The sequence below is a fragment of the uncultured Flavonifractor sp. genome, from assembly GCF_944385615.1.
GTDB lineage: Bacteria > Bacillota > Clostridia > Oscillospirales > Oscillospiraceae > Flavonifractor.
This window is the reverse complement of record NZ_CALWXV010000076.1, coordinates 21,998-41,041: the sequence shown is the minus strand read 5'-3', so window position 1 is coordinate 41,041 and position 19,044 is coordinate 21,998. Positions and strand designations below refer to the sequence as shown.

Below are 19,044 nucleotides of genomic sequence, written 5' to 3'. Positions count from 1 at the left end.
CTTTCTCACCACCTATTGCTATTTTACCTCTTGCAAACGAAAAAGCCCAGCTTTCGCTGGACTTTTTCGACAGGCTGGGCCGGGACTGCATAAGTGCAGTCCCGGCTTATTTGTGTAAAACCGGGCCGGGGAAGGCTTGAAAAATCAGGTTGGGGTATGATATAGTAACATCGTATTCTTGTCGGCTGCATCCGGGTGGATGTGGTCGTTTTTTGAGGCTGAAGCGGGAGGCGCGTGTTTTTGTTTGACGGACTGCTCTTTGATCTGGACGGTACCCTGTGGGATTCGGTAGATGCCATCTGCCTGTCCTGGAACAGCGTGCTGGAACGGCGGGCCCCCCAACTGGCCGGGCTGGTGAACCGGGAGAATGTCACCGGCTGTATGGGGATGCTGCTGCCCGACATTGTGAAAAAGCTGGTACCTGATATTCCCCAGGCGGAGATCCGCCCCCTGCTGGACGAGCTGCTGGAGGTGGAGAACTCCTATGTGGCCCAGCACGGCGGGGTGCTCTACCCCCAGGTGCCTGAGACCCTGGAGCGGCTGGTGGCGGACTACCCCCTTTTTATCGTCAGCAACTGCCAGGCCGGGTATATCGAGGCCTTTTTCCAGGCCCACGGCCTGGGCCGGTTTTTTAAGGATTATGAAAATCCCGGCCGCACCGGCAAGCCCAAAGGGGACAACATCGCCCTGGTGGTCCAGCGCAATGGTTTGAAAAAGCCCCTCTACATTGGGGATACCCAGGGGGATTACAACGCCGCTATGGCAGCCGGGGTGCCCTTCCTCCACGCCGCCTATGGGTTTGGGCACATTGACCGTCCGGTGCCGTCGGCGGATGCCTTTGCGGATATCCCGGCGGCGGTGGAACGGCTCAGCCCGCCGTGATATGGACAGGGGACGTCGGGGACGCCGCCCCTCACCAATGAATATTTGACATTTTAACAAGGAGGACATCACCTTGTCACAATACGAATCTGAAATCAAGCGCCGGCGTACCTTTGCCATCATCAGCCATCCCGACGCCGGTAAGACCACTCTGACGGAAAAATTCCTGCTCTACGGCGGGGCCATCGCCCAGGCTGGTCAGGTCAAGGGCAAGAAGAACACCCGGGCCGCCACCTCCGACTGGATGGAGATCGAGAAACAGCGCGGCATCTCGGTCACCTCCTCCGTCATGCAGTTCCAGTATGAGGGCTACTGCATCAACATTCTGGACACCCCCGGCCACCAGGACTTCTCCGAGGATACCTACCGCACCCTCATGGCCGCCGACTCCGCTGTCATGGTCATCGACGCCGCCAAGGGCGTGGAGGCCCAGACCCGCAAGCTGTTCAAGGTGTGCGCCATGCGGGACATCCCCATCTTCACCTTCATCAACAAGATGGACCGGGAGGCCCGGGACTCCTTTGAGCTGCTGGAGGAGCTGGAAAAGGAGCTGGGCATTGAGACCTATCCCGTCAACTGGCCCATCGGCTGCGGCAAGGAGTTCAAGGGCGTCTACGACCGGGGTAGCAAGAAGATCATCCACTTTACCTCCAACGGCGGGGCCAAGGCGGCCACCGCCACCGAGGTGGAACTGGGAGACCCCAACCTGGACGGCCTCATCGGGGAGCGGCTCCACCAGCAGCTCACCGACGAGATCGAGCTGCTGGACGGCGCCGCCGCCGAGTTCGACCTGGACCGGGTGCGCCACGGCAAGCTGTCCCCCGTGTTCTTTGGCTCCGCCCTTACCAACTTCGGTGTGGAGCCCTTCCTGGAGCACTTCCTCCAGATGACCACCGCCCCGCTGCCCCGGAAGGCGGGGGAGGAGATCATTGACTCCATGGACGACAGCTTCTCCGCCTTTGTCTTCAAGATCCAGGCCAACATGAACAAGGCCCACCGGGACCGGATTGCCTTCATGCGCATTGTCTCCGGCAAGTTTGAGGCGGACAAGGAGGTCTACCACGTTCAGGGGGGCAAGAAAATCCGCCTGTCCCGGCCCCAGCAGCTGATGGCTGCCGAGCGGGAGATCATCGAGGAGGCCTACGCAGGGGATATCATCGGCGTGTTTGACCCGGGCATCTTCTCCATTGGCGATACCCTGTGTACCGCCGCCAAGAAGTTCCGGTTTGACCCCATTCCCACCTTTGCCCCCGAGCACTTCAAGCGGGTGAGAAGCCTGGACACCATGAAGCGCAAGCAGTTTTTGAAGGGCATGGAGCAGATCGCCCAAGAGGGCGCCATCCAGATCTTCAAGACTCCCTACTCCGGCATGGAGGAGGTTATCGTAGGCGTGGTGGGTATCCTGCAATTTGACGTGCTGGAGTACCGGCTGAAAAACGAGTACAACGTGGACCTCTACATGGAGGGCCTGCCCTACGAGTACCTGCGGTGGATCGAGACCGAGGACGGCCAGCCGGTGAAGGAGGAGGACCTGAACCTGGGCACCGACACCAAGCTGGTGGAGGACTACAAGGGCAACCAGCTGCTGCTCTTCGGCTCCCAGTGGGCTGTGGGCTGGACGGAGGAGCGCAACAAAAACCTCACCTTCCACGAGTTCGGCGGCACCAAATTCTAAGCAAAAAGCGGCCCGCGCAGCGTTGCGCGGGCCGCTTTGCGTGTACGGGCCAAAACCCGCAAACCATTGGAAATACTGGACTCGACCAACGGTGGCGTGCCGGGTTTTGCGTCAATTGACCGGACTGGGGGCGGGCTTGGAGGGCTTTTTCCGGTGCCGCCGCAGGAGCAGCAGAACTGCCGCCAAGGCCAGCAGTCCGATGCACACCCCCAGAACGATGGGGATGAGATTGGGTGTGGGCTGGTCCAGCAAAAGCAGCTGTCCGCTGGCCGGGGCCTCAAACACCAGATAGCTGCCGTCCTGCTGGGCCTCCACCACCTGCCAGTTCCCATCCCCGTCCTGGATGGCCGCCGCCGGGCGGACCGCCTCCGCCGCCCGCAGGCGCAGGGTCACGGTGTTCGTTTCGCCGCCAGTGATGGTATAGGACCAGCTCCCCAGGCTCTGATAGCCCGGCAGGGCGGGCAGATCGGACCGGTCCTCCAAAGTCAGCGTGGCCTGGGGGTCAAAACTGCCCTGGGCCAGCAGGGTGGGGAACTCCCCGCCGGAGGACAGGGTAGCGGTGGGCTGGGTGAACTGGGCCTCCAGCACCATGGAGCGGGTAAGTCCCTGCACGGGGAAATCGGGCCACTCTCCATATGTGCCGTCCCGGACCGGGGGCTCGGGCACCAGCGTCTGGTCCAGATCGGCCCCGTAGGAGAAGGGGATCTCGGCCACCGTCTGGCCGTCCACCACAAAGCGATAGGAGAAGGTAAGAAAATCCGCCGGGAGGTGATCCAGCTGGGAGAAGGCGGTAAAGTCCAGCCCCTCGGCCTGGCCGGTCAGGTCCACCCCGTCCAGCCCCGCCAGCTCCTCCAACAAGTAACGGTTGCCCGAGAGTGTACCGTCGGCCTGGCCCGCAACGGCTCCCCGGTATTCTCCCTCGCCCTGGGCCCGTACCATGGCCCGGCAATCGGTGAGGGTCCCGCCCAGACCGGCCACGCCGCCCAGCCAGCTGCCGCCGGTCAGGTCGGTGAGGGCGGCGCAGCGGACGACTGTGCCGTTGGTGCGTCCCACAATACCGCCGCAGTAGTCGGTGCCCGTCTCCACAGTGCCCCGGGCGGCGCAGTCCACCAGAGCGCCCACAGTACACCGGCCCGCGATACCGCCGCCGCAGTCGTTTTTCACGGTGACCCCGCCGTCAAAGCGGCAGTCCCGTACCGCCGCCCGCAGGGTGGCGTACACGTCGGCCAGCAGCTTCACATCCCCCACATCAAAGGTGGCCTCCGGGTCGTCTCCCACCTCGGCCCCCACAGCTCCCACGATGCCGCCCACGTTGGAGTCTCCTTCCACAGTACAGGCGGCGGTGCAGCCGGATACCAGGCCGGGTCCCTGGGTGAGGTCCTGAGACAGGTCGGAGGTGGTGAGCTCCGGCTCTTGCCCCAGCTCGTAGATAGCCTGGCGCACCTGGTCCAGAGCCGCCGTGACCCGTTGGGCGGCGGCGTGGAGGGCGGCGTTGTCCGCCCCGGCGGCCTGGGTCATCTGAGCCACCCGGTCCTGGACCACGTCCAGCTGGTCTCCAATGTCCTCGGCCGCCGCCTGTGCCTTGTCGCCCAGGGTGTCGGAATAGTTTTTCAACAGGGCGCGGATGGCGTCGGACTGGGCGCTGACGGCATCCAGTTCCTGCTGGGCCCCGTCGGACAGGGCTCGGCCCGCCTCCACCAGCACGCTGGAGGCGGCATGGATGGCGTCAGCGGCCTGATTGGCCTGGTCTCGGGCCGCCCCCATCTCCTGGGAGGCCTGCTGGCTCAGTTGGTTCCAGCGGCTGGTCAGATCGCTGACCAGGCCGGGCAGCCCGGCCAGCAGATCCCGTATGGCGGACAGGTGGCCCGCTGGGTCCAGGGTGGGGAAGGTGAGGGCCAGCGCCCCCTCCAGATCCAGGCGGACCAGACAGTCGCTCAGCTGTTCCAGGTAACGCTTCAGGTTGTCCAGCTCGTTGGATATGGCCTGGAGCTGGCGTTGAATCTGGCGGACCTGGCTGTCGATGCGGCCGGCGGTAACATCCAGGGCATCCACCGCCTGGGTAAAGGCGCTGTCGGCGCTGTCCATCCACTGGTTCAGGCTGCGCCGGAAGCGGGCGGTCTCGTCCAGCAGAATGTCCAGCTGGTTCCCGGCAATGTCGGAGAACTGGTCCACCCGGGCCCGCAGGCGGTCCAGCGCCTGCCCCAGGGCCACCACATCCTGATCCAGCTGGTCGGTCATGGCCCGGTAGTCCTCCAGCCCCTCGCTGCCTGCGGCTTGGGTCCGGTCCCGGATCTGCCCCAAAGCGTCCTGAATGACCTGGGCGTCCTCCAGTCCCCGGCCCGCCATGGCGTTGAGCTGGCTGCTGAAGTCCTCCATTCCGGCAAAGAGGGTGGAGAGACTGGAATTGAGGGCGTCCGCCGGGGATGTGCCGTAGCGCACCTCTACGCTGGGCTCAAACTGGCCCACAATGCCTCCCACATCCTTCCGGCCCAGGATGGCGCCGGTGTTGGAGCAGGTTAGGATGGTCCCCGACTGGAGACCGGCAATGCCCCCGACGTTGTAGCCCAGATGCTGATAGCCCACCGCGCCGGTGTTGGTGCAGCTTGCGATGGTCCCCCGGGACAGTCCGGCGATTCCGCCGGAGTTGGAAGGGGCCTCCTGGTCAGGGTCGATGTTGACGGTGCCCGAGTTGGCGCAGGCGGACAGGGTGCCCAGATTTTGCCCGGCCACCCCACCGGCGTTGAGGGGAGCGGAGACGGCGGCGTGGTTGGCGCAGCCCTCCACGGTGCCGCTCTCGCCGTTAAGGCCCACCACGCCCCCCACGTCCTCCTGCCCGGAGACGGTGCCCTGGGCGGTGCAGCCCCGCACCGTGCCGTGGTTTTCTCCGGCCACCAGGCCGACCTGCCCGGCGGTGCCGCCCGGCTGGAGGGTACCCTCCACCGTCAGGTCCTCCACCACGGCGGTATCCGTCAGGGTGCGGAACAGGCCCACCCGGGAGCCCTTGTCCTGAAAGGACAGCCCGCTGATGGTGTGGCCGTTGCCGTGGAAGGTGCCCTGAAAGATGGGGATGGGGGAGAAGTCGGCCCCCTTCAGGTCCAGATCGGCGGCTAACTCCACCGTCAGCCCCACCGACCAGGTATCTTTGGTGCAGCTGTGGGCAAAGTCCAGAAAGCCGGACAGGTCCCGGATGGTCACCTGATTGGCCGCCGCGGCGGGGGGGAGCAGGGAGCACAGCATTGCCGCCGCCAGCAGCAGGGCTGGAATACGTTTGGTTCGGTTCATGGCTGGTCCTCCTGGCTGTCTTGGGTTTCGATTTCCTGGTACTTGCTCTCAATAAGGGCGTCCACGCTGCCGTGGATGAGGCCCTTGAACTCCCCGTCCACAAAGCCGGACACATGGCCCCGGACGTGGCCGTCCAGCCGCACGGTGCCCTTGTTGAACCGCTGGGCCCGGTCTCGGTTGAGGGTGATGGCGGTGCGCTGGATGAGGGCGTCTCCCAACAGCAGCAGCTGGGGCAGCACGGTCATGACCAGCAGGATGGAGGTCAGAGTGCCCCGGCCCAGGGTCAGGCCCACCGAGCCGATGGTGGCGTCGGTGGAGATGCCGCCGATGAGGAACCCGGCCACCGCCATGATGGAGCCGGAGGTGAGGATGGTGGGGAAGCTCTGGCTCAGAGATTCCACCACCGCCTGCCGGGGCTCCATGACGGTCTTGAGCTCCAGATAGCGGTTGGTGATGACAATGGCGTAGTCGATGGTGGCTCCCATCTGGATGGAGCTGACCACCAGATAGCTGAGGAAAAACAGATTGGTGCCGGTGAGCACCGGGAAGGAGAAGTTGATCCAGATAGAGCCCTGAATGGTGAGCACCAGCAGCACCGGCAGACCGGCAGACTTGAAGGTGAACAGCAAAATCACCATGACGAACAGGGCGGTAAGTACGCTGATCTTCAGGTTGTCGCCGGAGAAGGAGCTGGCCAGATCAAAGGCGTTGGTGGAGTTGCCCACCAGCACCACGTCGTCGTAGTAGTCCTGGCCGATGGCCCGGATCTGGTCCAGCAGGGCGTAGGTCTCGTCCCCCTCGGTGGGCGCGTCGGCCACAAACACCATCCGGGTCCAGTTCTCCCCCTGGAGCTGCTTGAGGCCTGTGTCCAGCTGGGCCTGCAGGTCCTCCACCTGCCTGGCCTGATCGCCGGTCAGGCTGACCACCCCTTTGTCCTTCTGCTCCAAAAGGAACTGAAAGATGTCCAGCAGGGGGACGGCGTAGTCGTCCGGGTCCTGGAAGATGGCTCCGTACTCCTCCACACTGAGGCCGTAGGCCTGGAAAAGCAGCCGGGCCAGCTCCACGTCCACCCCTGCCAGCTCGGCAAACTGCCGGGGGGAGATGTCGTCGGTGAGCATCCGGCCGTCCTCCACCGGAATGTTGGCCAGTCCGGTGACCTGGGTCACCTGGGGCAGCTGGGACACCCGCTCCAGGATGAGCTGCTCCTTGTGGTAGTCTCCCCGGGGCACCAGCATGGCGATGGTGTTTTTCTTGCCGAAGGTGGCGGTCACCTTTTCGTCGGCCAGCTGCCAGTCGGGTTTGTTGTCAAAATCGGCGTCGTTGGTGTCAAAGACATAGACGCACTGGCTGGACAGTACTACCCCGGCGATGACCACCACCAAAAAGATAGGGGGCACCACGAAGCGCAGCTTTACCACGCCCTTGCCCCAGAAGTTGATCTGGGGCACCAGATTTTTGTGGCGGGTACGTTCGATGGGGCCTTGGAATACCATCAGCAGCCCGGGCATAAGAAAGAAAACGCACAGCATGGAGCACACGATGCCCTTGGCCAGCACGATGCCCATATCAAAGCCGATGCGCAGCTGCATAAGCATCAGAGCCACCAGACCGGAGATGGTGGTCAGGCTGGAGGAGGAGATCTCCACGATGGCCTTGCTCAGCGCGGCGATGTCGGCCTCCCGGGGGTCCAGGCCTCCGTCCCGCTCCTCCATGTACCGGTGGCAGAAGATGATGGCGTAGTCGATGGCCAGGGCCAGCTGGAGCACCACGGCGATGGAGTTGGTAATAAAGGAGATGGTGCCGAAGATGAAGTTGGTGCCCATGTTGAGCACCGCCGCCGCCACAAAGACGATGAGGTACACCGGTACCTCCATGTAGCTTTTGGAGGTGAAGAGCAGCACAACCACGATGACGGCGGCGGCAATGAGCAGGATGACGGTCATCTCCTGCCGCAGGGAGGCGGAGGTGTCCCGGCCCACCTCGGTGGACACCGACACGTCGTAGCCCTCCAAAGCCTCCTCCACCCGGTGGAGGGCCTCCACCGTGGCCGGGTCGGCGGCCTCGCCGTCAAAGGAGATGGTGAACAGGGCGGCGGAATCCCGGTAGTGGTCGGCGGTGTCGTCAAAGGCCACCTCCGACACGCCGGACAGCCGCTCCAGCCGTCCGGCCAGGGCGGCCGCCGTGTCATAGGTCACGTTGGATACCATGACGTTGGCGGTGCCAAGGGTGATGAATTCCTGGTCCATCAAGGTCAGGCCCCGGCGGGTCTCGGTTTCCGGCGGCAGATAGGAGGTGATGTCGTTGTTGACCTGTACCTTGTTGATGGAGGCCCCGCAGAAGATCAGGGCGGCGATAAAGATGAGAAAGAAGGCCTTGCGCTTGTCTACGATGAAGCGGGCCAGCTTGGTCATGGGGGTTTCGGTCTTTTTTTCCGGTTGCATAGGCAGATTCCTCTCAGGCGTGGGGGATGAAATGGTCCAGGTGGTCCAGCAGGACCGCCTCCGGTACGGGATCGGGACTGCTGAGCCACCAGCGCACCAGCGACAGCATGGCACCCACATAAAACCGGGCGGCGATCTGGGGGTCCACCCCCGGCATGGCGTCGGGGAAGGGGGGCTGGCTCATCCGGCGGCACAGCTCCTCGGCGGCGGTCTCCTCCAACCGGCGGGTCTGGGTGTCCGCCCCGCTCTCCAGGCAGGCCCGGTAAAAGGCCTTCCGGGCCTTGAAAAAGGCCAGGGTGTTGCGGGCCGCCGTTAGAAAGAACTGGCGTGGGGTGGGGGCGTCCTGGGGCACACAGGCGGCAATGCACTCCTGTTCTACCTGGCTCATCAGATAGTGCAGCAGCTCCTGCTTGTCGGTAAAGTGGGCGTAAAAGGTGGTGCGGTGGACCATGGCCTGGCGGCAGATGTCGGTGACCGACAGCTCCTGAAAGGGACGCGCCTCCATCAGCTCCACCAGAGCTTGGGTCAGTTGGCGGCGGGTCTTGCGCTGGCGCAGGTCCAGCTTTTCTGCGGATCGTTCTTCCATCGTGGGTCCGCCTCCTTTCTTAGACCGCTACAGCATACTATATTACACTACATCTGTCAAGATAAAATACAAATGTCGATTAATAAAACCGCCTATCTGTCCTGTGGGATTTCCAGGTTGCATTTTTTTGGTGGGGCCAGTATAATGAAGCTATCGTATTTATGGAAACCAGAGTTGTTGGTATTTAACGGAGGAAATTAGGATGAAAGGAAAGCGAATTGCCGCCCTGGGGTTAACTGTGGCGCTGACGCTGTCTCTGCTGGTGCTCCCCGCCGCAGCGGTGAGCTTTACTGATATGAGGGGCCACTGGGCCCAGGAAGATGTGGAATATCTGGCCGGGCTGGGCATTATCAACGGCACCAGTGCCACCACCTTCTCCCCGGCCCGGCAGATGACCGCCTGTGAGGCGCTGCTCTTCTGCTCCCGGACCACCGGCGTGTCCGCTGGGGACAAAGCCCGCATTGCCGCCAGCTGGGCGGAGGAGCTGGGCCAGATCCTGCCCCAGTCGGTATACGGCTGGGCGGCGGAGGAAATGGCCGTCTGTCTGGAGGCCGGCATCATCAGCACCCAGGAATTGGAGGCCATGTGTACATCGGGCGCCCTGCTCAAGGCCATCACCCGTGAAAATCTGTCCATGTATCTGGTGCGGGCCATGCAGCTGGAGCCGGTGGCCAAGAATCTGACCAGCTATTCCATGAGCTACACCGACGCCGACGCCATTGCCGAGGTGCTCAAGCCCTATGCCTATCTGCTAAGCACCTACGGCATCATCCAGGGCAACAGCCAGAATCAGTTTATGCCCAAGGGCTACCTGACCCGGGCGGAGATGGCCACCATGCTCCGCCGGGCCATCGACTTTACCGATGCCCAGGGCATTTACGCCGAGCTGCCCGCCTATACCACCTATCCCTGGGTGGGGGGCACCATCAGCTCGGTATCCACCGACAGCAGCGGCACCACCGTGATGGTACTCTCCAGCAACCTCAGCGGGGTGAGCACCCAGACCCTGCCGGCGGGTACGCCCATCTATGAGAATAATATGCGCACCACCACCGCCGCCCTGCGGACGGGGCAGTATGTCCGGGTGAATCTGGACGGGGCGGGCAGAGCCCAGTCGGCCCGGCTGGGCGGTACCCTCACCGCCCTGACCGGCACCGTCTCCACCATTGACCAGGGCAGCATCTCCCTGGTGGCGGACGGAACCAGCAGACGACTGGACATCGACCGGTTCACCAAGGTGCAGGTGGATCAGAAGGTGGGGGGGCAGGAGCTCATTGATCCGGCGGCGGGCTATACCCAGGTCCAGTGCTGGGTGGACGGCATGGGCCATCTGGCCGAGCTGAAGCTGTCCGGCGGCACCGCCACCACCGCCCAGGGGGTGCTGCAGAGTATCACCTACGGCACTCCCACCATCCTGGTGGTGCAGACGGACCAGGGGCAGACCGCGGTCTACCAGTTGGATCTGGCCACTATGCCCACCATCCGGCGGGATGGCGTGGAGAGCACCCTTGACAAGCTGTCCAACGGGGACCGGCTCACCATCACCACCCGGGGCGGCCAGGTGTCCCAGATCCAGGCCTTTTCCCAGAATACCCCCAACCGTGACACCCAGCTGTCCGGCACGCTGCTGGTGGCCGACAGCCGGACCAACACCATGGCGCTTCAGCTGCCCGACGGCAGCGTGGTCACCGCCGACGTGTCCGCCGCCAGCATTATGACCAGCGGCGGCGCCACAGTGGGCTTGAACGACCTGCTGCCAGGGAACCGGCTCCAGCTCTACGGCCAGTACTCCGGCGCCCAGTTTGCCGCCACTCTGGTCATCAAGCTGTAAGAAAAGAAAAAACAGGGCCCGGCTCTTGTAAGCCGGGCCCTGTGCTTGACTTTTCAGCAATAAATGCATAAAATGGATAGGCCTAATGCTGAACCCCGCATATATTTTTAGAATAAAGGATTGAGAATAGATATGGCACAGGATAAAAAGCAGGTGGAGCAGATCACCGATATGGAGGTGGACTTTGCCAAGTGGTTCACCGACGTGTGCAAGAAGGCCGAGCTCATTGACTACTCCTCCATCAAGGGTATCTTCATCTACCGGCCCTATGGCTACGCCATCTGGGAGAACTTCCAGAAAATTCTGGATGAGAAGTTCAAGGAGACCGGCCACGAGAACGTATACCTGCCCATGCTCATCCCCGAGTCCCTGCTCCAGAAGGAGAAGGACCATGTGGAGGGCTTCGCCCCCGAGTGCGCCTGGGTGACCATGGGCGGCTCCGAGAAGCTGGAGGAGCGTTACTGCATCCGCCCCACCTCCGAGACCCTGTTCTGTGAGCACTACAAGGATATCATCCACTCCCACCGGGACCTGCCCAAGCTGTACAACCAGTGGTGCTCCGTCCTGCGGTGGGAGAAGACCTCCCGTCCCTTCCTGCGCCACCGGGAGTTTTTGTGGCAGGAGGGCCACACCATGCACGCCACCGCTGAGGAGGCCATCGAAGAGACCGAGCGGATGTTCAACATCTACGCCGACTTCTGCGAGAATTACTTGGCCATGCCAGTAGTAAAGGGCCGCAAGACCGATAAGGAGAAGTTCTCCGGGGCGGAGGCCACCTACACCGTGGAGTGCATGATGCACGACAAAAAGGCCCTTCAGGCCGGTACCTCCCACTACTTCGGCGACGGCTTTGCCCGGGCCTTCGACATCACCTTTGCCGGTAAGGACAACCAGCCCCACCACCCCTTCCAGACCTCCTGGGGCGTGTCCACCCGGCTCATCGGCGGCGTCATCATGACCCACGGCGACAACAACGGTCTGGTGCTGCCCCCGCGCATCGCCCCCACTCAGGTCATCATCATCCCCGTGGCCCAGCACAAGCCCGGCGTCATCGAGGCCAACCAGGCCGTTATGGACAAGCTGAAGGCCGCCGGCATCCGGGTGAAGATGGACGTCTCCGACCAGTCCGCCGGCTGGAAGTTTGCCGAGTATGAAATGAAGGGCGTGCCCCTGCGGCTGGAGATGGGCCCCAAGGATATGGAGAAAAACCAGTGTGTGCTGGTCCGCCGGGACAACGGCGAGAAGAGCTTTGTCTCCCTGGACAACATCGAGCAGACCGTCCAGACCATGCTGGATGCCGTGCAGCAGGGTCTGTTTGACAAGGCCAAGAAGAACCTGGACGAGAACACCTATGCCTGTTCCTCTCTGGAGGAGGTCAAGGAGAAGATGGCCACCCAGGGTGGCTTTGCCAAGACTATGTGGTGCGGCGATCTGGAGTGCGAGCTGAAAATGAAAGAGGAGGCCGGTGTGTCCTCCCGCTGCATCCCTCTGGAGCAGGAGCATCTGGGGGACGTGTGCCCCATCTGCGGCAAGCCCGCCAAGCACATGGTATACTGGGGCGTGGCTTATTAAAAATGTATCAAAAAAGAGCCCGGAGCGTTTGGTTTCTTCCAAATGCTCCGGGTTCTTTCTGTTACAGGGTATCCACCTGATAACCCAGGGTGCGGCTCTCGCCGGGGGCTAGGGTGATGCAGAAGGCCTTGTCCGCCAGCTGGGGACCCTCTCCCACTACCGCGGGCACGCCGTGCCAGGGCTCGATGCACAGATAGGGGGCCGCCTTGTCCGACATGGTCCACAGGGCCAGTACCGGGAAGCCGGGGAAGGTCATCCGCACCCCCTTGCCGCTCTTTTTGCTCCGCAGCCGGACCGACTGGGACTGAAGCCCCTCGAAAATCAGGGTATCCATCTCCGTAAAGTACCGGTGGTCCAGATCCAGTGCGTCGGTGTCCTCCAGGAAAGGCCGGATACGGGCCCGATCCAGCCCGTTGGCGTCGGGGATTAGGGTGGGGCAGGTCTCCTTTTGGTCAAAGAGGATCTGGTAGTCGGAAAATGCCTCTCCCTCTTCCAGGGGGCAGCGGAAACCGGTATGGGCGCCCAGGCAGAAGGGCATGGGCTGATCGCCGGTGTTGGTCACCGTGATGGTGGTGGTAAAGCCGGTGTCGGTGAGCTGCTGCCGTACCACCAGTTTGAAGGGGTAGGGGTAGACCGCCAGGGTGTCGGGGCTCTCCCGCAGCTCCAGCTCCGCCCAGTCCTCCCCCTGACCGGCCACGGTAAACTCGCTGGTCCGGGCAAAGCCGTGACGGTTCATGGAGACCTCTTTCTCCCCAATGTACACTTTGCCGTCCCGCAGCCCGCCCACGATGGGAAAGAGGAGGGGATTGCGCCCCGGCCAATAGGCCGGATCTCCCGTCCAGATGTACTCCAGACCGTGCTCGTCCCGGTAGGACACCAGCTCGCCGCCATGGGTGGCCACCCGGGCGGTGCGCCCGCCCCGCTTCAGTTCCAGTTCCATCCTATGCGCCTCCTTATTTCTTGTCACAAGCATTATACCGGCCAAAGTTTGGGATTGCAAGGCCGAAGCGTTTGACATGGAACAGATTCGGGGATAAAATAGATAAGACTATGAAAAAAGGAAGGAGCAGCCACTATGCTGTTTGCGCCATACGAGCGATTCCACTATGCCCGGTCCCCTCTGGTGGAGGTGATCTGTCAGCTTCGTTTCCCCACCATCCTGTCCATCGGGGCCAATGAGCCCGCCGCCTTTCAAGAGGCCATTCGGAAGGATTTCCCCAAGTATATGACCCGTCAGGAGCAGATGCCCCCCAAAATGGTGAAGAAGGGCAACGGCACCGTGCTGGAGCCCCAGAAGCCGGTGACCAACTACCACTTCATCTCGGAGGACGGCCGCTGGAAGATCAACCTGACCCAGAACTTTATCGCCCTGTCCACCCTGACCTATCAGCGGTGGGAGGACTTTGCCACCCGGCTGGACCAGCCGCTGGCCCAGTTTATCCAGATCTACCAGCCCGCCTATTTTGAGCGCATCGGCCTGCGGTATGTCAACGCCATCTCCCGCAAGGCCCTGGGGCTGGAGGACCAGCTGTGGGACGATTTGATCCAGAGCCAGTATATCGGTATTCTGGGAGAGCCTGACGTGGAGGAGAGCGAGATCGTCAAGTGCGCCCTGGATGTGGAGACCCCCCTGGTGGGCGGCTACCGCATGAAGCTCCACGCCGGTCCCGGCCTGGTGGGAGGCAATAACCCCAACCAGCCCAAGGAGACCCGGTTCATCCTGGACGGGGATTTCGCCACCGGCGGCCAGCTCACCGCCGACGCAGTGCCTGAGAAACTGGAGAAGATGCACCGCTTTGCCGTCTGCCTCTTCCGGGGCGCGGTGACCAATACCCTCCATGAGGCCATGGGCCCCACCCCCATGGCGGAATAAGGGGGCGCCATGATCTCCATTCGTCCTGTCCAGGCCCAGGAGCTGGACACGGTGTGGGCGCTGGTCCGCCGGGCCGTGGTCCACATGAATGAGCTGGGCAATCCTCAGTGGGGGGAGGACTACCCCACCCGGGACTTTTACGCCGGGGACATTGCCCGGGGGGAGCTGTACGCCGCCCAGGTGGACGGCGTACTGGCGGGGGTGGCCTGCATTAACACCAGCGAGTCCCCCGAGTACGACCCCCTGCCCTGGACTACCCCCCGCCCGGCCATGGTGATCCACCGCATGGCCATCGACCCCGTCTTTCAGCGGCAGGGGGTGGCTACCGCTCTGTTTGCCTTTGCCGAGGAAAAAGCCCGCGGCCAGGGGATTACAGCCATGCGGATGGATACCTATTCCTTAAACGACCGGATGCAGGCATTGATCCGCAAGCGGGGCTTTTCCAAGGTGGGGGAGATCCACCTCCATGGCCGGCCCCTCACCTATCCCTGCTTTGAGAAGTCCCTTGCATTTTGAATGGGGCACAGCTATAATGGACAGGTGTCTTGACAGATGGAAGGAGGGACCGCCATGAAGAAGCTGCTGCTGGTGGTGGACTACCAGAAGGATTTTGTGGACGGCGCTTTGGGCTTTGCCGGAGCGGAGAAGCTGGACGGCCCCATCGTCGCCAAAATTGCTGCCTACCGGGCCGCCGGGGACGACGTGGCCTTTACTATGGACACCCATACCCCCAATTATTTGGACACCCAGGAGGGGCGAAAGCTGCCGGTGCCTCACTGTCTGCTCAACTCGGAGGGCTGGCAGCTGTATGGCCAGACCGGGGCGGCTCAGGATAAGAGCCGGGACATGGTGGTGTGCAAGGGGGCCTTTCCCTCGCTCTGGCTGGGTAACTGGCTGAAAAAGCAGGGGTATGACCGCATTGAGCTGGTGGGACTGGTGTCCTATCTGTGCGTGCTGTCCAACGCCGTTATGGCCAAGGCGGCGCTGCCCGAGGCGGAATTGGTGGTGGACGCTTCCTGCACCGCCGGGCCGGATTTGGTCCTTCACAAGCAGGTGCTGGACCTGATGGAGGCCCTGCAAATCACGGTTATCAACCGGGAGGTTTGAATACCATGAAGCAACACATGAACTATACTTTGCTCTGTGACTTCTATGAGCTCACCATGGGCAACGGCTACTTCCAGACGGAGGGCTACGCCGACCAGATCTGTTATTTTGACGTCTTTTTCCGCAATGTGCCGGATGGGGGCGGTTTTGCCATTGCCGCCGGTCTGGAGCAGGTCATCGACTATGTGGAGCGGCTCCACTTTGACGAGGAGGATATTGCCTACCTGCGGAGCAAGGGCTGCTTCTGCGACGGTTTTCTGGACTATCTGCGCACCTTCCGGTTTACCGGCGATATCTGGGCGGTGCCCGAAGGCACGCCCATCTTCCCCCGGGAGCCCTTCCTAACTGTCCGGGCGCCCGCCATTGAGGCCCAGTTCATCGAAACCTTCCTGCTGCTCACCCTGAACCACCAGTCCCTCATCGCCACCAAGACCAACCGCATCGTGCGGGCGGCGGACGGCCGGCCGGTGAGCGAGTTCGGCTCCCGCCGGGCTCAGGGACCCGACGCTGCCATCCTGGGGGCTCGAGCCTCTTACATCGCCGGCTGCGCCGGTACTGCCTGCACCCTGGCTGACGAGGTGTACGGCTCCCCGGCTGGGGGCACTATGGCCCACTCCTGGGTCCAGATGTTCCCCGACGAGTATACCGCCTTCAAAACCTACTGCCAGCTCTATCCCCACTCAGCCACCCTGCTGGTGGATACCTATAATGTGCTGAAGTCCGGCGTGCCCAACGCCATCCGTGCCTTTAAAGAGGTGCTGCTTCCCCAGGGCATTACCAGCTGCGCCATCCGGCTGGACTCGGGGGATCTGACCTATTTGTCCCAAAAGGCCCGAAAAATGCTGGACGCGGCGGGACTGACCGAGTGTAAGATCGTGGCCTCCAACTCTCTGGACGAGTATATCATCCGGGACCTGCTGCTCCAGGGGGCCAAGATCGACTCCTTCGGCGTGGGCGAGCGGCTTATCACCTCCAAGAGCGAGCCGGTGTTTGGCGGCGTGTACAAGCTGTCGGCGGTGGAGGACAAGGAAGGGACCATCATCCCCAAGATCAAGATCAGCGCCAACCCGGATAAAATTACCAATCCTGGCTTCAAGAAGGTATACCGTCTCTTTGACAACGAGACCGGCAAGGCCTTTGCCGACCTCATCACCCTGTGGGATGAGGTGGTGGACCAGAGCCAGCCTTTGGAGCTCTTTGACCCGGACGCCACCTGGAAACGCAGCGTCTTTACCAACTTTACCGCCAAGGAGCTGCTGGTACCCATCTTCCAGGGGGGAAAGCGGGTGTACGACTCTCCGCCCATCGCTGAGATGCGGGCCTGGTGCGCCGGGCAGATCGACCTTTTGTGGGACGAGGTCAAACGCTTTGAAAACCCCCATAATTACTATGTGGACCTGTCCCAGAAGCTGTGGGACCTGAAGCGGGACCTGCTGAATCAGAAAGGTAAATAAGCATACCGTCCATGGAAAGCGGCCGCCGTCTGGCGACCGCTTTTTCACTTATTGTGGTGAAATTGGCTGATTTTTGTACGCCATGGATTGGAAAACGAAAATTCGCATAGAAAACCGGCGCTGGGCAAAGCTATGTTCGGATCACCTGATCCAACAAAACGATTGCAAAGGAGATGCAACATCATGTCCAACAGCAACAGCAATCAGCCCGTGGTTTCCAGCGCTCGTGAGGCCCTGAACAAGTTCAAGATGGAGGCCGCTTCTGAGGTGGGGGTCAACCTGAAGCAGGGCTACAACGGCGATCTGACCAGCCGTGAGGCCGGCTCCGTGGGCGGCCAGATGGTCAAGAAGATGATCCAGGCCTACGAGCAGGGCATGACCGGTCAGTAATGACCGCCTGTTGGGCTAGAAAAGTCCTGTAATCGCGAAAGAACCGCCGGTCAACAGACCGGCGGTTCTTTTTGTGGACGGGGGGTTCGGCATTGTGAAAAAACACCGCACCAGATATTAGAAAAAATTTTTTCAAAATACCCTAACGTTTTTTGAAAATCTGCCGATATAAGCAGTGAAGGCAAATTGCCTCTGGCACACCCCATGATTTCATTCGGTCGACGGGCCGGCTGAAATAGTACCGCACGTTCTGTTATGCCCGTTGTGCGCACAGCGGCCATAACAGAACGCGCACCGTAACTGGAACCGGAGCGAAGGAACGCGCCGGTTATGCGGAAATTTATTAGGAGGGAATCCAATATGCGTATCCAGCACAATATTATGGCTATGAACGCCTACCGCAACTACAACACCAATAACTCCGCTCTCTCCAAGAACCTGGAGAAGCTGTCTTCCGGTTACAAGATCAACCGCGCCGGTGACGACGCCGCTGGTCTGGCTATTTCTGAGAAGATGCGTGCCCAGATCACCGGTCTGGAGGGCGCTCAGAAGAACGCCAAGGACGGTATCTCCCTGGTGCAGACCGCTGAGGGTGCTCTGACCGAGGTCCACGACATGCTCAACCGTATGTACTCCCTGGCTGAGCAGTCCGCCAACGGCACCTACGACAACGAGACCGACCGTGCTCAGATGCAGAAGGAAGTGGATCAGCTCAAGACCGAGATCGACCGTATCGCCGACTCCTCCAACTTCAACGGCATCAAGCTGCTGGACGGCTCCATGTCCGCCAGCACCGTGGCCAAGCCCTTCCAGTTCACCGCCGACAACGTCAGCGGCCTGGTGGGTGGCAAGAGCCTGACTATTACGGATGCTGTCAACAATGAGGTAACCTATAACTATACGGCCTCTACTGCTGTAAGCAGCGGCTCCGGCAGCCTGGTGGTCAGCTATCTGGATGGCAACGGCGACACCCAAACCGTGGAGGTGGATATCCCCGACTTCACTACCGCCAGCGCCATCAGCATTAACGACATTGTGGGCGCCCTGAACAGCAACAGCCAGCTGAGCAGCCTGTTCAACATCAGCGTTGACGGTACTGGTGTTAAGTTTGAGACCAAGGAGGGCGGCGTTGTCTCTACCAACGGTAAGACCGGCCAGGCCAACATCAAGAGCATCTCTCTGAACCTGACCACTGAGGACGGTCAAACCATTACTGCTGCATCGTTTGCCGAGGGCACTAAGACTGCCGGCAAAGATGCTTCGGTGGATCTGTCCGGTACCTTTGGTGAAGGCGACTACGTCAACATTAACGGCGTGAAGTACACCTATAACAAGAACGCCGACGGCAATGACGGCGCAACCTTCAAGGATCTTACTACCTTGGCGGTAGCCGCCTCCAAGAACGGCATTACCCTCAACACTCCTGGTGCTACTACGACCATGACTAAGAGCGGCAGCGCTCTGAACCTGCAGATCGGCGACACCAGCGACGACTACAACCACCTGAAGGTCTCCATCAATGACGCTCACGTCAAGGCTCTGGGTCTGTCCACCCTGGATATCAGCTCTCAGGGCGGCGCCAAGGCGGCTCTGGACAAGATCAAGGACGCCATCAATGTGGTTTCCGACATCCGCGGTACGCTGGGCGCCACTCAGAACCGTCTGGACCACACCATCAACAACCTGTCCGTCATGCAGGAGAACATCCAGGACGCCGAGTCCACCATCCGCGACACCGACATCGCCGAGGAGATGATGGACTACACCAAGAACAACATCCTGGTTCAGTCCGCCCAGGCCATGCTGGCCCAGGCCAACTCCGTGCCTCAGGGCGTGCTGCAGCTGCTGCAGTAAGCAATCCCTGTTTCTTTCAAGTCAATCACAAGATCTCCCTGTACGGGGCCGGTCCTTCTGGCCGGCCCCGTTTTTCTTACTAGAGAAAGGATGAACC

Annotated in this window: 14 protein-coding genes; 10 read left to right on the top strand and 4 right to left on the bottom strand. The window is 61.6% G+C overall.

Features of this window, described 5'->3' with window-relative positions; translation table 11 throughout:
• The first annotated feature begins 234 nt into the window (after positions 1 to 234).
• Together Q0J75_RS12495 and Q0J75_RS12490 are read left to right on the top strand one after the other, a co-directional pair.
• On the top strand, positions 235 to 882 hold the full coding sequence (locus Q0J75_RS12495) for an HAD family hydrolase (protein ID WP_297201880.1): 648 nt from the start codon (positions 235 to 237) through the stop codon (positions 880 to 882).
• A 73-nt stretch (positions 883 to 955) separates the two neighbouring features.
• Positions 956 to 2,557, top strand: coding sequence for a peptide chain release factor 3 (locus Q0J75_RS12490; protein WP_297201875.1), 1,602 nt, complete (start codon positions 956 to 958; stop codon positions 2,555 to 2,557).
• A gap of 111 nt (positions 2,558 to 2,668) precedes the next feature.
• Here the strand turns inward: Q0J75_RS12490 and Q0J75_RS12485 are convergent, their stop codons facing one another.
• The 3 genes from Q0J75_RS12485 to Q0J75_RS12475 are packed head-to-tail and all read right to left on the bottom strand — an operon-like array spanning position 2,669 to position 8,866.
• The gene (locus Q0J75_RS12485; protein WP_297201872.1) at positions 2,669 to 5,839 is read right to left on the bottom strand and encodes a peptidase; all 3,171 of its coding nucleotides are present in this window, start codon (positions 5,837 to 5,839) and stop codon (positions 2,669 to 2,671) included.
• Positions 5,836 to 8,280 (bottom strand): efflux RND transporter permease subunit, encoded by a 2,445-nt coding sequence (locus tag Q0J75_RS12480; RefSeq protein ID WP_297201868.1) that lies wholly within the window; start codon positions 8,278 to 8,280, stop codon positions 5,836 to 5,838. The genes Q0J75_RS12485 and Q0J75_RS12480 overlap by 4 nt, the downstream gene beginning before the upstream one ends.
• Positions 8,281 to 8,293: 13 nt before the next feature.
• The gene (locus tag Q0J75_RS12475; protein ID WP_297201865.1) at positions 8,294 to 8,866 is read right to left on the bottom strand and encodes a TetR/AcrR family transcriptional regulator; all 573 of its coding nucleotides are present in this window, start codon (positions 8,864 to 8,866) and stop codon (positions 8,294 to 8,296) included.
• A gap of 202 nt (positions 8,867 to 9,068) precedes the next feature.
• Here Q0J75_RS12475 and Q0J75_RS12470 point away from each other — a divergent pair, with 202 nt between their 5' ends.
• Both Q0J75_RS12470 and proS read left to right on the top strand, forming a co-directional pair.
• Positions 9,069 to 10,697: an S-layer homology domain-containing protein gene (locus Q0J75_RS12470; protein ID WP_297201862.1), complete on the top strand. Its 1,629-nt coding sequence runs from the start codon at positions 9,069 to 9,071 to the stop codon at positions 10,695 to 10,697.
• A 132-nt stretch (positions 10,698 to 10,829) separates the two neighbouring features.
• On the top strand, positions 10,830 to 12,269 hold the full coding sequence (gene proS, locus Q0J75_RS12465; protein ID WP_297201859.1) for a proline--tRNA ligase: 1,440 nt from the start codon (positions 10,830 to 10,832) through the stop codon (positions 12,267 to 12,269).
• Positions 12,270 to 12,330: 61 nt separating this feature from the next.
• On the opposite strand, the gene Q0J75_RS12460 is transcribed toward proS, so the two are convergent.
• Entirely contained in the window at positions 12,331 to 13,209 is an 879-nt protein-coding gene (locus tag Q0J75_RS12460; RefSeq protein WP_297201855.1) for an aldose 1-epimerase family protein, read from the bottom strand.
• A 135-nt stretch (positions 13,210 to 13,344) separates the two neighbouring features.
• On the opposite strand from Q0J75_RS12460, the gene Q0J75_RS12455 reads away from it, so the two are divergent.
• The 6 genes from Q0J75_RS12455 to Q0J75_RS12430 all read left to right on the top strand — a co-directional run bounded on the left by Q0J75_RS12455 (position 13,345) and on the right by Q0J75_RS12430 (position 18,947).
• Positions 13,345 to 14,142, top strand: a complete 798-nt coding sequence (locus Q0J75_RS12455; protein ID WP_297201853.1) for a TIGR04255 family protein — start codon at positions 13,345 to 13,347, stop codon at positions 14,140 to 14,142.
• A gap of 9 nt (positions 14,143 to 14,151) precedes the next feature.
• Positions 14,152 to 14,658, top strand: a complete 507-nt coding sequence (locus Q0J75_RS12450) for a GNAT family N-acetyltransferase (RefSeq protein WP_297201850.1) — start codon at positions 14,152 to 14,154, stop codon at positions 14,656 to 14,658.
• Positions 14,659 to 14,712: 54 nt separating this feature from the next.
• Positions 14,713 to 15,249, top strand: coding sequence for a cysteine hydrolase family protein (locus tag Q0J75_RS12445; RefSeq protein WP_297201847.1), 537 nt, complete (start codon positions 14,713 to 14,715; stop codon positions 15,247 to 15,249).
• Between the two features lie 5 nt (positions 15,250 to 15,254).
• Positions 15,255 to 16,703, top strand: coding sequence for a nicotinate phosphoribosyltransferase (locus Q0J75_RS12440; protein WP_297201845.1), 1,449 nt, complete (start codon positions 15,255 to 15,257; stop codon positions 16,701 to 16,703).
• Between the two features lie 183 nt (positions 16,704 to 16,886).
• The gene (locus Q0J75_RS12435; RefSeq protein WP_297201840.1) at positions 16,887 to 17,093 is read left to right on the top strand and encodes an alpha/beta-type small acid-soluble spore protein; all 207 of its coding nucleotides are present in this window, start codon (positions 16,887 to 16,889) and stop codon (positions 17,091 to 17,093) included.
• 360 nt (positions 17,094 to 17,453) lie between these two features.
• Complete coding sequence (locus tag Q0J75_RS12430) at positions 17,454 to 18,947, top strand: flagellin (RefSeq protein WP_297201837.1); 1,494 nt, start codon at positions 17,454 to 17,456, stop codon at positions 18,945 to 18,947.
• The last annotated feature ends 97 nt before the right edge of the window (positions 18,948 to 19,044 follow it).

Excerpts from the sequence above, each read along its gene's own strand:
- Q0J75_RS12460 (WP_297201855.1), bottom strand. The coding sequence starts at position 13,209 with ATGGAACTGGAACTGAAGCGGGGCGGGCGCACCGCCCGGGTGGCCACC.
- Q0J75_RS12430 (WP_297201837.1), top strand. The coding sequence starts at position 17,454 with ATGCGTATCCAGCACAATATTATGGCTATGAACGCCTACCGCAACTAC.
- Q0J75_RS12435 (WP_297201840.1), top strand. The coding sequence starts at position 16,887 with ATGTCCAACAGCAACAGCAATCAGCCCGTGGTTTCCAGCGCTCGTGAG.
- Q0J75_RS12475 (WP_297201865.1), bottom strand. The coding sequence starts at position 8,866 with ATGGAAGAACGATCCGCAGAAAAGCTGGACCTGCGCCAGCGCAAGACC.
- Q0J75_RS12485 (WP_297201872.1), bottom strand. The coding sequence starts at position 5,839 with ATGAACCGAACCAAACGTATTCCAGCCCTGCTGCTGGCGGCGGCAATG.
- Q0J75_RS12450 (WP_297201850.1), top strand. The coding sequence starts at position 14,152 with ATGATCTCCATTCGTCCTGTCCAGGCCCAGGAGCTGGACACGGTGTGG.
- Q0J75_RS12480 (WP_297201868.1), bottom strand. The coding sequence starts at position 8,280 with ATGCAACCGGAAAAAAAGACCGAAACCCCCATGACCAAGCTGGCCCGC.
- proS (WP_297201859.1), top strand. The coding sequence starts at position 10,830 with ATGGCACAGGATAAAAAGCAGGTGGAGCAGATCACCGATATGGAGGTG.
- Q0J75_RS12445 (WP_297201847.1), top strand. The coding sequence starts at position 14,713 with ATGAAGAAGCTGCTGCTGGTGGTGGACTACCAGAAGGATTTTGTGGAC.
- Q0J75_RS12455 (WP_297201853.1), top strand. The coding sequence starts at position 13,345 with ATGCTGTTTGCGCCATACGAGCGATTCCACTATGCCCGGTCCCCTCTG.
- Q0J75_RS12470 (WP_297201862.1), top strand. The coding sequence starts at position 9,069 with ATGAAAGGAAAGCGAATTGCCGCCCTGGGGTTAACTGTGGCGCTGACG.
- Q0J75_RS12440 (WP_297201845.1), top strand. The coding sequence starts at position 15,255 with ATGAAGCAACACATGAACTATACTTTGCTCTGTGACTTCTATGAGCTC.